The following is a 13,953-nucleotide window of genomic DNA, read 5'->3' as shown; positions in this document are numbered from 1 at the left end:
GGTTGGGTAGCGGTGATTCCAACGCAGGCGAGATCCATCAGGCACCCTGGCCAATCGCGGGAGCTGACGAGAGGAGGCCTCGAGTGATCGGGCGCATGGGGATCGACGACATCCAACCCCTGGTCTCGGCCGGTCAGCATCCCGCGAAAGCCGTTGTCGGAGAGTTCTTCCCGGTCAGTGCCACGGCCTGGCGCGAGGGCCACGACGCACTCGGCGTGACCCTGCACGTGGAGGCCCCGCGGCGCGGCGTCCTCGACATCCGGATGACGCCGGCACCCGAACCCGACACGTTCAACGCCGCCTTCGTCCCCGACCGGGTGGGCTTCTGGTCGTACCGCATCGAGGCCTGGAGCGACCCGTACCTGACGTGGCGTTCGGCCGTCCTCAAGAAGCTCGACGCCGGTCAGGGCGCCGCAGATCTGGCCAACGACCTCGAGACCGGTGCCCGCGTCCTGGAGCGGGCCGCCGAGCTGCAGGCCGACGAGAACCGCGAGCTGCTCATCGACGCCGCCCGTCTGCTCCGCGCCCGGCGCCGCCGAGTCGAGAACCGGGTGGCCCTCGCCATCTCCGACGAGGTCGCCGAACTGCTGCACGACGCCCCGGTCCGCGAGCTCGTCACCAAGAGCCGCACCTACCGGGTGTGGGTCGACCGGTCCCGCGCCCTCTACGGCTCCTGGTACGAGTTCTTCCCGCGGTCCACCGGCGGCTGGGACAACGAGGGCAACCCCGTGCATGGGACGTTCCTCACCGCCGCCGAGGACCTGCCCCGGATCGCAGACATGGGTTTCGACGTCGTCTACCTGCCCCCGATCCACCCGATCGGCGAGGTCAACCGCAAGGGCCGCAACAACACCCTCGTCGCCGGACCGGACGACGTCGGGTCCCCGTGGGCGATCGGTTCGGCCGCCGGCGGGCACGACGCGATCCACCCGCAGCTCGGCACCGAGGAGGACTTCCGGTACTTCGTGAGCCGGACCCGCGAGCTCGGGATGGAGGTCGCGCTCGACCTCGCGTTGCAGTGCGCCCCCGACCACCCGTGGGCCACCGAGCATCCCGAGTGGTTCACCATCCAGCCGGACGGCACCATCGCCTACGCCGAGAACCCGCCGAAGAAGTACCAGGACATCTACCCCCTGAACTTCGACAACGACCGCAACGGCATCTACCGCGCGGTGCTCAAGGTGGTGTTGCACTGGGTCGGACTCGGCGTCGAGATCTTCCGCGTCGACAACCCGCACACCAAGCCGCCGAACTTCTGGGAATGGCTGATCACCGAGGTCAAGAAGCGCAATCCCGACGTGCTGTTCCTCTCCGAGTCGTTCACCCGTCCCGCGCGGCTGTACGGCCTGGCCCGTCTGGGATTCAGCCAGTCCTACACGTACTTCACGTGGAAGACCGCCAAGTGGGAGCTCGAGGAGTTCGGCCGTGAACTCGCGGCCAAGGCCGACGAGGCGCGACCCAACCTGTTCGTCAACACCCCGGACATCCTGCATGCGAGCCTGCAGCACGGCGGCCCCGGAATGTTCGCGCTCCGGGCCGCGCTCGCTGCGACGCTCGCACCCACGTGGGGCGTCTACAGCGGCTACGAGCTGTACGAGCACGTCGCGGTGGCCGAGGGCAGCGAGGAGTACCTGGACTCCGAGAAGTACGAGTTGCGCCCGCGCGACTACAAGGCGGCCGCCGGCCGCGGCGAGTCGCTGGAGCCGTGGATCACCTCGCTCAACGCGATCCGGCGCCGGCACCCCGCGCTGCAACAGCTGCGCAACATCCACTTCCACCACGTCGACAACGAGTCGCTGATCGCCTACTCGAAGATCGATCCGGTGTCCGGCGACCGCGTCATCGTGGTCATCAACCTCAATCCCTTCGGCGCGGAGGAATCGACCGTCTGGCTCGACCTGCCCAAGCTCGGCTTCGAGTGGTACGACCGCTTCCCGGTGATCGACGAGGTGTCCGGCGAGGAGTACTGGTGGGGCCAGGACAACTACGTCCGGCTCGAGCCCTGGCGCGCGGTCGCCCACATCCTCGCCCTACCGCCGCTCGACCCGGCGGTGGCCGCGCGACTCGCCTACCGACTCCAGTGAGGTGCCCGTGACCGATCGCGATCCCGAGTCCGCCCCCGACACCGCTTCCGCACTGCCCGACCCGCGGGCCACCGACCACGACCTGCGCCGTCTCGACTCCCTGACCCACCCGGACCCGCACGCCTTCCTCGGCGCGCACGAGGCGCCCGGCGGCACCACGATCCTGCGAACCCTGCGGCCCGGGGCGGTCTCGGTGTCGGCGGTGATCGGCGGCGTCGACCACCCGATGACCCGCCAGACCGACGACCTGTGGGTCGTCACCGTTCCCGTCGCGGACCTGATGGACTACCGCTACCGGGTCGTCTACCCAGATGGTGACGGCGGCACCTCGGAGTTCGTCGTCGCCGACGGCTACCGGTTCCTGCCCAGCCTCGGGGAGATGGACCTGCACCTGTTCGGCGAGGGCCGGCACGAGGAACTGTGGAAGGTGCTCGGCGCCCGCGTCGTCTCCTACACCACCCCCGACGGCGAGGTCCGCGGCACCGCGTTCTCCGTGTGGGCGCCCAATGCGCACGGTGTCGCCGTCATCGGCGACTTCGACCACTGGTCGGGTCGCTGTGCGCCCATGCGCAGGATCGGCAGCAGCGGGGTCTGGGAGTTGTTCGTCCCCGACGTCGGCGACGGCGCGCTCTACAAGTTCCGCGTGCACGGCGCCGACGGCGTGGTCCGGGACAAGGCCGACCCGATGGCGTACCGGACCACTCCTCCCCCGTCGACCGCCTCCGTGGTGACGGTGTCGACGCACGAGTGGTCCGACGACTCCTGGATCGCACGGCGCGCCGCGTCGGCGCCCGAGCGCGAGCCGATGTCGATCTACGAGGTGCACCTGGGGTCGTGGCGACACGGCCTCTCCTACCGCGACCTCGCGCACCAGCTCGCCGACTACGTCGTCGAGAAGGGGTTCACGCACGTGGAGTTCCTGCCCGTCGCCGAGCACCCCTTCGGCGGGTCGTGGGGCTACCAGGTCACCTCGTATTACGCACCCACCGCGCGATTCGGCACCCCCGACGACTTCCGGTATCTCGTCGACCACCTCCACTCGCGTGGCATCGCCGTGATCGTCGACTGGGTGCCCGCCCACTTCCCCAAGGACGAGTGGGCTCTCGCACGGTTCGACGGCACTCCCCTCTACGAGCACGCCGACCCGATGCGCGGCGAGCAACTCGACTGGGGCACATACGTGTTCGACTTCGGCAGGCACGAGGTGCGCAACTTCCTGGTCGCCAACGCCCTGTACTGGTTCAGCGAGTTCCACATCGACGGACTGCGCGTCGACGCCGTCGCGTCGATGCTCTATCTCGACTACTCGCGGCCGGACGGCCAGTGGCGTCCGAACATCCACGGCGGCCGCGAGAACCTCGAGGCGGTGCAGTTCCTGCAGGAGACCAACGCGACGGTGCACAAGCACTTCCCGGGCGTCGTCACGGTCGCCGAAGAGTCCACCGCATGGCCGGGCGTCACCCGGATGACCGACCTCGGAGGCCTCGGGTTCAGCTTCAAATGGAACATGGGCTGGATGCACGACAGCCTCGACTATCTGTCCCGGGATCAGGTGCACCGCAGCTTCCACCATCACGAGATCACCTTCTCGCTGATGTACGCGTGGAGCGAGAACTTCGTCCTGCCGCTGTCACACGACGAGGTGGTCCACGGCAAGGGGACGTTGTGGACGCGGATGCCCGGCGACTCCGTCACCAAGGCCGCCGGCGCACGCGTGTACCTGGCCTACATGTGGTCGCACCCGGGCAAGCAGCTGCTGTTCATGGGTCAGGAGTTCGGCCAGGTCGGCGAGTGGGCGGACAACCGCAGTCTCGACTGGCACCAGCTGGAGGGCTGGGAGGGCGAGCTGCACTCGGGCATCTCGGCTCTCGTCACCGACCTGAACCGCGTCTACCGGGCCACGCCGGCGCTCTACACGCAGGACACCGATCCGCTCGGGTTCGAATGGATCGACGCCAACGACACCGCCAACAACGTGATCAGCTTCCTGCGGTTCGGCACCGACGGTTCCGTGGTGGCGTGCATCTTCAACTTCTCCGGCGTCGACCGCACCGACTACCGGCTGGGTCTGCCGCGCGCGGGCGTGTGGGACGAGATCCTCAACACCGACGCCGACGCCTACAGCGGCGCCGGCAAGGGCAACCTGGGCTCGGTGACCGCCGACGGGCCGTCCTGGCACGGCCGTCCGACCTCCGCGCAGCTCATGCTCCCCGCGAACTCGGCCATCTGGCTCGCGCCGCGCAACGCCTGACCACCGGTCGGCTCCGACCTCGCCGGGTCCGAAGACGGAGAAAGGCCCACTTCCCCACTGGGGCGGTGAGCCTTCTCGGTTGGCCAGTCGTGCTCAGTAGAGCGCCATGGCGAGCTTGCGGCGCGCCGACACGACGAACGGTTCGGCCGGATCGAACAGCTCGAACAGCTCGAGCAGACGCGTCCGGGCACGCTCGCGCTCGTCGCCCGCGGTGACGCGCACGACGCCGATGATCCGGTCGAACGCCTCCTCCGGCTTCTGCGACAGCAGCAGGACGTCGGCCGCGGCGAGCTGCGCGTCCACATCGTGCGGCGCTGCGTTCTCGACGATCGACGGGTCGTGCGCCCGCGCGCGCAGGATGAACTCGAGATTCCGCGCCGCCGACGCCGCCTCGACGTTGTCCGGTTCGGCCTCGACGATGGAACGGTAGACCGCGAGCGCCCCGTCGAAGTCGCCCTCGTTCATCTTCTCCTCGGCCGCCGCCATCCGCGGGTCGGTCGGCTCCTCGGCCGGCGCGTCGGCGGGTGCGCCGGTCAGCGCATGGCCGACCTGGGCGAAGATCTCGTCGATCCAGGCGGTGATCTCCGCCTCGGAACGGACACCGTTGAACGCGGTGACCGGCTGACCCTGCACGATCGCGACGACCATCGGGATCGACTGGACCCGGAACGCCTGCGCGATACGGGGATTGGCGTCGACGTCCACCTTTGCGAGCACCCAGCGTCCCCCCGACTGCGCGGCCAGGCGCTCGAGCACGGGCGAGAGCTGCTTGCACGGACCGCACCATTCGGCCCACAGGTCGACGACGACGAGCTGGCTCATCGACCGGTCGAGGACCTCGGCCTCGAACGTCACCTCGGTGACGTCGATGACCGCGGGCCCCGCGGGTGGTGCTCCCGCCGGCGGACCGGCCGGGGCCCCGGCACCGGCGGCCGGGTTCTGGTTCTGGGTCTGGGCACGTTGCGCTTCGGCGCGCTGGGCGGCGGCACGTTGTGCCTCGGCCCGCTCCTTGATCACGCCGAGATCGACGGCACCGGACATTGCCATGGCGGCAGCAGCCTGCTGTCGGGCCGCCGCGGCGGCCTGCTGACGATTGGTTGGTCGCGTCACTCCTCTAGTGTGGCACGACCGCCCGGCTCGGATGTCCGAGGTTCGCCGACCGCGGACGACGAACCGTCTCGCGATCCCACGACGCCGGCGAGGCACACCGCCGGCATCAGTGCCGCGATCGCCGCGAGGAGCCCGACGTCCAGAGACGTTCTGCTGCTGATGAACCCGACGACCGCGGGCCCGGCCAGCAGGCCGAGGTAGCCGATGCCGACGACGACCGAGATGCTTCGGCCGCCGGTTCCGTCGGTGAGGTTGCCGGCCGCGGTGAAGATCTGGGGGATCAATCCGGCCAGGCCCGCGCCGAAGATCGCCCAGCCGACGAGCGAGAGCACCGGGCCGGGAGCGCAGATGGCCAGCGCCATCCCGGCGATGCCCACGAGCGCGCCGCCGCGCAGGACGCGGACCGCACCCACGGCGCCGACCGCCCGGTCGACGACGAACCGGGTGATGGTCATCGTCGCGCTGAACGCGCCGAAGGCAACGGCGCCGAGTGCCTCGGCGGTGTCATGGGACTCGACGATCTGCAGCGCGCTCCAGTCGTAGGCGGTCCCCTCGCCGAGCATCAGGCCGAAGGCGACGACCGCGAGCAGCACCAGCCGGCGGCGATCGACCAGCTCCCACCAGGAGCTCGACGCTTTCGCGTCGCTCGCGGTCTCGTCCCCGATACCGCCCGGGGCGGCCGCGCCGAGCGACTCCCGGCCGCGGAGGTCTGCGGCCACCACGGCCACCACCACGAGGCCTGCCGCCGCCGCGCAGGCGACGGTCGGAACGACCCCGGCGTCGGTCCACAGCGTCACCGCGACCACACCCGACCCGACGAGGCCGCCCGCCGAGAACCAGCCGTGGAACGAGGACATGATCGGGCGGCCGTAGGCGCGTTCGACCGCCACGGCCTGAGCGTTCATGGAGACGTCGAGACAGCCGTTGGCGAAGCCGAAGGCGGCGAGGGCCGCGCCGAGTGTGACCGTGTCGACCGCGAGGACCGGCGTCACGATCACGGCGGAGAGCAGGCAGGCCGCCGCGATGGTGAGCGGTCGCGAGCCCCAGCGGTCGATCAGCGGACCGCAGAGCTGCATGCCGACGAACGCCGCGGCGCCGAGGAGGAGCAGCAGTCCGCCGAGTTCGTCGTGACCGACGCCGGTGCGGTCGCTGATGACCGGGATGTGGGCGACCCACATCGCGGCCAGGAACCCGTTGAGGGCGAAGATCGCCGCGACCGCGCGTCGGGACCGGCGTGGCGGGGCCGCGGCGATCACCCGCATTCAGGAATCCGGGTCGAGATGACGTTCGACGCGCTCGACCTTGCCGGTCAGCTCGCCGGTGTGGCCGGGACGGATGTCGGCCTTGAGCACGAGGCCGACCCGCGGTGCGCGGGCGGCGACCGCCTCGGTCGCCGCCTTCACCACGGCCATGACCTCGTCCCACTCGCCCTCGAGATAGGTGAACATCGCGGTGGTCTGGTTGGGCAGGCCGGAGGCCCGCACGACCTCGACGGCCGCGGCGACTGCCTCCGACATCCCGCCGTCGGCGTCGACGGCGTCACCGCCGGAGGGGCTGAGGCTGAAGGCGACGATCATGGGCAGGACGCTCCGCTCAGGCGGCGACCTCGGCGGCCGGTTCCGTCGCCGAGAGTTCCGCGAGGTGGCCGTTGCGTTTGGCCCACCACTCGAAGACGAGCGAGCCGAACGGCGGGATGCTCGATACGAGGGCCAGCAGGGTCACGACCGGCACGGCGATTCGGAGTCCGCCGAGACGCAGGTCCCACGTCACGGCGTTCCACTTCAGCTGGAAGTGGCTGACCAGCGAGACCAGCACGAAGACGATGAACACCGCGCCGTGGACGGCACCCGGCAGCGCGATGGCCTCGGGATCGTCGTTGACGCGCTTGAGGATCATGCCGACGATCAGCCACGCCCACGTGATGGCCTCGGCCACGGCGATGAACCGAAAGCGCTTCGCGGGGGTGGTGAGGTCGAAGAAAGACAACATGGCTCCATTGTGCCGAACGGGGGAGCCGCCTACGACAAAGTGTAGTAGACGTCTCCCCCGTCGGACCGGTTCGGAACGGGCCTCAGGCCCGTCGGTAGGCCCCTCAGGCCTTCGGGACGCGGACGATCAGGGCGTCGCCCTGGCCGCCGGCACCGCACAGTGCGGCCGCGCCGATGCCGCCGCCGCGACGCTTGAGCTCCAGTGCGAGGTGCAGGGTGATGCGGGCGCCGGAGGTGCCGATCGGGTGGCCGATGGCGATGGCGCCGCCGTTGACGTTCACCTTCTCCGGGTCGACGCCGAGCTGCTTGGTCGATGCCAGGCCCACAGCTGCGAAGGCCTCGTTGATCTCGATGAGGTCGAGGTCGGCGGGGTCGATGCCCTCGCGGGCGCAGGCCTTCGCGATGGCGTTGGCCGGCTGCGCCTGCAGGCTCGAGTCGGGGCCGGCGACGACGCCGTGGGCGCCGATCTCGGCGATCCAGGACACGCCGAACTCCTCGGCCTTCGCCTTGGACATCACGATGACCGCGGCCGCGCCGTCGGAGATCTGCGACGAGTTGCCCGCGGTGATGGTGCCGTCCTTGCGGAAGGCCGGGCGCAGGCCGGCGAGCGACTCGACGGTGGTGTTGGCGCGGATGCCCTCGTCCTCGTTGAAGACGATCGGGTCGCCCTTGCGCTGCGGGATCTCCACCGGGACGACTTCGTCGTCGAACAGGCCGTTCTTCCAGGCCGCCGCGGCGCGCTGGTGGCTGCGGGCCGCGACCTCGTCCTGCTGCTCGCGGGTGAAGCCGTCGGTGTCGTTGCCCTGCTCGGTCAGTGCGCCCATCGGCTGGTCGGTGAAGGCGTCGTGCAGTCCGTCGAAGGCGGTGTGGTCGACGAGCTCGGTGTTGCCGTACTTGAAGCCGGTGCGGCTCTTCGGCAGCAGGTGCGGGGCCTGGGTCATCGACTCCTGGCCGCCGGCCACGACGCATTCGAACTCACCGGCGCGGATGAGCTGGTCGGCGAGCGCGATCGCGTCGATGCCCGACAGGCACATCTTGTTGATGGTCAGGGTCGGGACATCCCACGGGATACCGGCCTTGATGGCGGTCTGGCGGGCCGGCATCTGACCCGCCCCCGCGGTCAGCACCTGGCCCATGATGACGTAGTCGACCGCCGAGGCCGGGACACCGGACTTCTCCAGGGCGCCCTTGACCGCGATCGCTCCGAGGTCGACGGCGCTGAAGTCCTTCAGCGACCCCAACAGGCGGCCGAACGGGGTGCGTGCGCCGGCGACGATGACCGTCGTGTTGTCAGCGTTCGAGGACATTGAGGGAACCTCCGGGGATGTCGTGCGAGGGGGCTTACCGAGCGCCCGCTCTGTGCGCTCTGACCCACAACGCTACCGTTGTGACATGAGCACCTCTGCAACTGACCCCAGTACCCCCGCAGGCGCGACCGCGCTGATCTCCGACCTCGTCGTCGCGATCGACCACGTCGGTATCGCCGTTCCGGACCTGGAAGCCGCCAAGAAGTGGTATGCGACACACCTCGGGTTCGAGTCGCTGCATCAGGAGACCAACGAGGAACAGGGCGTCGAGGAGGCCATGGTCGGCCCGGCCGGCGGCGGCACGCTCATCCAGTTGCTCGCCCCGCTCGACGAGTCCTCCACCATCGCCAAGTTCATCGACCGCAACGGCCCCGGTCTCCAGCAGCTGGCGGTGCGGGTCACCGACATCGACGCCGTGGCCGCCCGCCTCACCGGCGCGGGTGTCCGCCTCCTCTACCCGGAGGCCAAGCGCGGCACCGCGAACTCGCGTATCAACTTCGTCCATCCGAAGGACGCCGGCGGCGTGCTGCTCGAGCTCGTCGAGCCCGCGGCCGACGCGGCGCACTGACGACGAGGGTCGCAGGCGAGGGCCCCTGACGGCAGGACGCACTGACCACGGGTCTCCTCGGCGCCCCCGCTCATCCGACCGCGCCTGCCGCTCATACTCGAAAGCGCCTCGGGCCCATGCCCGAAACAGATGCCGGTGGAGCCCCGCTCCACCGGCATCGTCGTCTCGCGAACGGACTCCGGACGCCGAACCGACGGGGCGTCGACGTGGGCGGACCCGCCCGGTCGACGGGGCTCCCGCGGCACGCTCCTCCGATACACTGGCCGTCATGTCAGGTCCTGCACGGCAATTGCCCTTCGCGATCGTGATGCGCGGTTATGACCGTGAGCAGGTCGCCGAGCACCTCCGGCGACTCGACGCCGAGTTGCGGGTCCTCGCCGCGGATCGCGACGCCGCCACCGCCAACGCCAACGAGCTCGCCGCCCATCTCGAAGAGGCGCGCCAGGAGATAGCCGAGCTGCGGCGCGAGGTCGACAAGCTGTCGGTTCCGCCGACCACCGCCCAGGGGATGAGCGAGCGGCTGTCCCGCATGCTCCAGCTCGCCTCCGACGAGGCCTCGGAGATGCGTGCCGAGGCCTCCGCCGAGGCCGCCGAGACGCTGTCGGTCGCGCGTCAGGAAGCCGACGACATGCGCGCCGAGGCCGCCGCCGAGGCGGAACGCGTCCGCAGCGAGGCCGAGGCCGCCGCCACGAAGATGCTCGACGAGGCGTCCGCGCGGGCCCGCGAGATGAAGGAGACCGCGGCCAAGAACGAGGCGGAGTCGGCCCGCCTGATCGCCGAGCGCACCGCCGCCATGGAGGCCGAGCACTCCACGACCATGCAGGCTGCCCACGAAGAGGCCCGCCGCATCGTGGAGAAGGCCGAGGCGGAGGCCGCAGAGCTGACAGAGGTCACCCGGCGCGAATTGGCCGAGCAGCGGGAGCGTCAGGAAGCCGAGCTCGCCGACCAGCGCGAACGTGCCCTCGACGAGGCCGCCCACATCCGGCAGACCGCCCTCGACATCGCCAACGAGCGTCTGAGCCGGTCCCGCGAGATGGCCCAGGCCGCCGACCACACCCGCCAGGAGATCGCCGCGAACCTCGGACGGCTCCGCGAGCAACTGGCGGAGCTGCCCGAGCTGCTGGCGCGCCCGGAGGACTCCGAGTACGAGTTGCTGTCGGAGACCGACGATCTCGAGTTGCTCAACCGCAAGCTGTCGCCCGACGCGCGCGCGAACGCCTGAGACGCCGAACATGACGCAGGGCCGCGACCGACCGGATGGTCGGCGCGGCCCTGCGTCGTGTCATGTCAGGGCTGTTCTAGAACAGCCGGAACTCGTTGCTCTCCGCACCGCGCAGGGCGTCGTAATCGAGCACGACGCAACGGATTCCGCGATCCTCCGCGAGCGTGCGGGCCTGCGGCTTGATCTGCTGCGCGGCGAAGACCCCGGACACCGGGGCCAGCGTGGTGTCGCGGTTGAGCAGCTCGAGATAACGCGTGAGCTGCTCGACACCGTCGATCTCGCCGCGTCGTTTGATCTCGACGGCGACGGTCTTTCCCTCCGCGTCGCGGCAGAGGATGTCGACCGGTCCGATCGCGGTCATGTACTCCCGGCGGATCAGGGTGTGACCGGGCCCGAGCGCCTCGATGTGTTCGGCGAGCAGCTCCTGCAGGTGGGCCTCGACGCCGTCCTTCACCAGGCCGGGATCGACGCCCAGCTCGTGCTGCGAGTCGTGCTCGATCGACGCGATGGTGATCCGGAGCTCCTCGCCGGCCTTGTTGGTCACGACCCAATAGGCCTCGGCCTCGGTCCCGTCCGGCACGGCGGCCTCGGTGAGCCAGCACGGCGGGCTCATCCAGTTCAGCGGCTTGTACGCGCGGTCGTCCGCGTGCACGCTGACCGACCCGTCGGACTTGATGAGCAACAGCCTCTTGGCCATGGGGAGGTGGGCGGTCAGCCGCCCGACGTAGTCGACCTGACACTCAGCGATGACGAGACGCACGTGCCCACCCTAGGGCATCGGCAGCGGTGGCCTCACGTCCCCGCGCCGGGTCTGGCGCCGCCTCCGGAAAACACCGGACCGCCGCGGGGCCGTCGCGCCGGGTCACTCGTCGTAGGCGTCCTTCAGCAGAAAGGTCTCGACGTCGAGTATCGCCTCCTCCATCGTCGCGTGCACATGCGGCAGCGCCGGATCGAAGCCCTTCAGGTCAACCGGCGCACTGTCTTTCGGATTCGTCCACGCTTCACGCTGTCGTTCCACCCAGGCCCGCACGAGCCCGTCGGGATCGACGAGCGCCGCACGCCGGCCGGTGTCGGAGAGTGCGCGTTTGATGCTCAGGACCATGGTTCGCGCCACCGCGTCGACGACTCCGAGACGCGAGATCTCCACGATGACCGCGGCGTAGTCGTCCATGTCGGAGAGGAGCCTCCGGTGCACGCTCTCGGCGCCCGCGAACGTGAGGTCGCCCTGGAGTTCGTAGACACGGACCTTGTCGCGGCAGGTGCGGAGGTAGCTGCGCTCCCGATCGGTCCAGTCGTCGCTGACCGGGATGTCGGTGAGGTCGTACACCGACCGGATGGTCACCCGACTCTCGCGGGTGACGTTGAACATGTGCAGCCCGAGATCCCGGGACAGGTGCTCGCACGTCTCGACGCCGCGCACGCTGTTGCCGTGCTCGTCCAGTCGCGGGGAGTAGACGCCGATGCCGAGCTGGCCGGGCAGAACCGCCAGGATCCCGCCGCCGACGCCGCTCTTGGCCGGCAGTCCCACCGACGTGACCCAGTCCCCCGCCCCGTCGTACATGCCGCACGTCGTCATGACCGAGAGCACGCGCTGGGCGATCTCGTGGGAGAACATGACGCGACCGGTCCGGGGATTCTCACCGCCGTTGGCGATGGTCGCGCCGATCCCGGCGAGGTCCTCGGTGGTCACCCGGATCGAACACTGACGAAAGTAGAGGTCCAGTGCCGCGTCGGGGCTCGTCTCGAGGGCGCCGAAGCTGTCGAGCATGTAGGCGATCGCCCGGTTGCGCGACCCGGTCGCCTTCTCGGAGGCGTAGACGTCGGCATCCATCTCCAGGCGGCGGCCGGCACAACCGGAGTAGAACTCGAGGATCTGAGTGAAGGCCGCGTCGATGTCGGCCTCGTCGACATCCCGCCTCGACGGCAGCAGCATCGAGGCCGCGAAGATCGCGCCCGCGTTGATCATCGGGTTCTTCGGCCGCCTGCGGTCGTCGACGCTGATCTCGTTGAACGCCTCGCCCGACGGCTCCACCCCGATCTTCGCGTCGACCGCCTCCGGACCATGCCGATGCAGGGCCATCGCATAGGTGAGCGGTTTGGACACCGACTGGATGGTGAACGACGTCGCGGAGTCCCCGAGCGAGTAGGTGTGGCCGTCGTGCACGCACAACGACAACGCGTACCCCTCGGGGTCCACCCGGGCCAGCTCGGGGATGTAGTCGGCCACGTGCCCGGACCGGTCAGGACGGACGTTGTCCATGATGTGGCGCAGATAGCCGTCGACGAGGGATTCCATGGGCCAATCTAAGCGCGTCCGACGCCGATCGGACAGCGTGACACAACAGCGCTGTGACTCCGACGCGCCGGAACCGCCGGCAAACCATGACTAGGCTGGCACAGGGTCGGTCATGTGTAGTTGGGAGGCACGATGAAGCTACTCGTCGGATACATCGCCACCTCGGGCGGCGAGGATGCCGTCGCGTTGGGCGCCTGCCTGGCCAGGACCTTCGACGCCGAACTCGAGATCTGCATCGTCATCCCGCCGGAGCCGCCAGGGGCCGACGACGCGGTCGAGAAGCTCTCCGACGCACTCGACCACGCGGCGCGCAAGTGGCTCGACGAGGCGGCCTCGCGCCTGCCCGACGACATCGAGTCCACGACGACGATCGCCGAGCACCCCAACCCGGCCGAGGGCCTCATCATCGAGGCACGACGCATCTCCGCCGACATCCTCGTCATCGGAGGCGCCGGCGGCGGCATCCTCGGTCGTCACACCCTGGGAACCGACGTCAACGACATCCTCCACTCGTCGCCGATCCCCGTGGCGGTCGCTCCTCCCGGATTCGCCCATCTCGGCGCCGACGAGGTCCGCGAGATCACCGTGACGATCGGAGACCGTCCGGGTGCTCCCCTGCTGTTCCAGACCGCCATCCGCAGTGGCATCCGCGCCCACCGGCCGATCCGCCTCGTGTCGCTGCTCGCGCTCGGGGACATGCAGCCCTGGCGGAACGCACCGGAGGACGCCGCCGTCGAGAAGGCCAGCGAGCACGCGCAGAAGGCGCTCGAGGCCGCGAGGGCCGAACTGCCGGAAGACTTCCCGGTCACCTCCACCGTCGTCCAGGGCGACACGATCGAGGAGGCCATCGCGTCGCTCGAGTGGCATGACGGCGACATCGTGATGGTCGGCTCGAGCCGACTGGCCTCGCCCGGCACGCTCTTCCTCGGTGCCACCGCGGCAAAGATCCTGCGCGCGGTGTCGGTGCCGATCATCGTCGTGCCCAAGGGTTCTGACTGACCCTGCAGACTGATCTCGCATGAAGGCTGCAAATGCCCCGCGACCGGATGGTCGCGGGGCATTTCTCATCCGCCCGTTGCCGGCGGTTCGGACATCGTCGTTCGACAGACGAGACGCAACCGCCCACT

Annotated in this window: 12 protein-coding genes; 5 read left to right on the top strand and 7 right to left on the bottom strand. The window is 69.7% G+C overall.

What is annotated here, in order from left to right:
- The first annotated feature begins 83 nt into the window (after positions 1 to 83).
- Together GP2_RS05675 and glgB are read left to right on the top strand one after the other, a co-directional pair.
- Positions 84 to 2,084 (top strand): maltotransferase domain-containing protein, encoded by a 2,001-nt coding sequence (locus GP2_RS05675; RefSeq protein ID WP_006899522.1) that lies wholly within the window; start codon positions 84 to 86, stop codon positions 2,082 to 2,084.
- A 1-nt stretch (position 2,085) separates the two neighbouring features.
- Positions 2,086 to 4,335 (top strand): 1,4-alpha-glucan branching protein GlgB, encoded by a 2,250-nt coding sequence (gene glgB / locus GP2_RS05670; protein ID WP_006899521.1) that lies wholly within the window; start codon positions 2,086 to 2,088, stop codon positions 4,333 to 4,335.
- Positions 4,336 to 4,428: 93 nt separating this feature from the next.
- Here glgB and GP2_RS05665 read toward each other — a convergent pair whose 3' ends face one another.
- The 5 genes from GP2_RS05665 to GP2_RS05645 all read right to left on the bottom strand — a co-directional run bounded on the left by GP2_RS05665 (position 4,429) and on the right by GP2_RS05645 (position 8,740).
- Complete coding sequence (locus GP2_RS05665; RefSeq protein ID WP_006899520.1) at positions 4,429 to 5,382, bottom strand: tetratricopeptide repeat protein; 954 nt, start codon at positions 5,380 to 5,382, stop codon at positions 4,429 to 4,431.
- 59 nt (positions 5,383 to 5,441) lie between these two features.
- Positions 5,442 to 6,707: an MFS transporter gene (locus GP2_RS05660; protein ID WP_006899519.1), complete on the bottom strand. Its 1,266-nt coding sequence runs from the start codon at positions 6,705 to 6,707 to the stop codon at positions 5,442 to 5,444.
- Complete coding sequence (locus GP2_RS05655) at positions 6,708 to 7,022, bottom strand: thiamine-binding protein (RefSeq protein ID WP_006899518.1); 315 nt, start codon at positions 7,020 to 7,022, stop codon at positions 6,708 to 6,710.
- A 16-nt stretch (positions 7,023 to 7,038) separates the two neighbouring features.
- Positions 7,039 to 7,434 carry a DUF3817 domain-containing protein gene (locus GP2_RS05650; protein ID WP_006899517.1) on the bottom strand — a complete coding sequence of 132 codons (396 nt, stop codon included), beginning with the start codon at positions 7,432 to 7,434 and terminating at the stop codon, positions 7,039 to 7,041.
- Between the two features lie 103 nt (positions 7,435 to 7,537).
- Positions 7,538 to 8,740: an acetyl-CoA C-acetyltransferase gene (locus tag GP2_RS05645; protein ID WP_006899516.1), complete on the bottom strand. Its 1,203-nt coding sequence runs from the start codon at positions 8,738 to 8,740 to the stop codon at positions 7,538 to 7,540.
- 85 nt (positions 8,741 to 8,825) lie between these two features.
- Here GP2_RS05645 and mce point away from each other — a divergent pair, with 85 nt between their 5' ends.
- Both mce and GP2_RS05635 read left to right on the top strand, forming a co-directional pair.
- Positions 8,826 to 9,308 carry a methylmalonyl-CoA epimerase gene (gene mce, locus GP2_RS05640; RefSeq protein WP_040526504.1) on the top strand — a complete coding sequence of 161 codons (483 nt, stop codon included), beginning with the start codon at positions 8,826 to 8,828 and terminating at the stop codon, positions 9,306 to 9,308.
- A 268-nt stretch (positions 9,309 to 9,576) separates the two neighbouring features.
- Positions 9,577 to 10,530 (top strand): coiled-coil domain-containing protein, encoded by a 954-nt coding sequence (locus GP2_RS05635; protein ID WP_040526503.1) that lies wholly within the window; start codon positions 9,577 to 9,579, stop codon positions 10,528 to 10,530.
- Positions 10,531 to 10,606: 76 nt separating this feature from the next.
- On the opposite strand, the gene nucS is transcribed toward GP2_RS05635, so the two are convergent.
- Positions 10,607 to 11,290 carry an endonuclease NucS gene (gene nucS / locus GP2_RS05630; RefSeq protein ID WP_006899513.1) on the bottom strand — a complete coding sequence of 228 codons (684 nt, stop codon included), beginning with the start codon at positions 11,288 to 11,290 and terminating at the stop codon, positions 10,607 to 10,609.
- A 102-nt stretch (positions 11,291 to 11,392) separates the two neighbouring features.
- Complete coding sequence (glsA, locus tag GP2_RS05625) at positions 11,393 to 12,826, bottom strand: glutaminase A (RefSeq protein ID WP_006899512.1); 1,434 nt, start codon at positions 12,824 to 12,826, stop codon at positions 11,393 to 11,395.
- A gap of 132 nt (positions 12,827 to 12,958) precedes the next feature.
- On the opposite strand from glsA, the gene GP2_RS05620 reads away from it, so the two are divergent.
- Positions 12,959 to 13,825 (top strand): universal stress protein, encoded by an 867-nt coding sequence (locus GP2_RS05620; protein ID WP_006899511.1) that lies wholly within the window; start codon positions 12,959 to 12,961, stop codon positions 13,823 to 13,825.
- The last annotated feature ends 128 nt before the right edge of the window (positions 13,826 to 13,953 follow it).

Source organism: Gordonia paraffinivorans NBRC 108238, assembly GCF_000344155.1.
Classification (GTDB): domain Bacteria; phylum Actinomycetota; class Actinomycetes; order Mycobacteriales; family Mycobacteriaceae; genus Gordonia; species Gordonia paraffinivorans.
The sequence above is the reverse complement of the archived record's forward strand: the minus strand, read 5'-3'. Positions and strand labels throughout refer to the sequence as shown.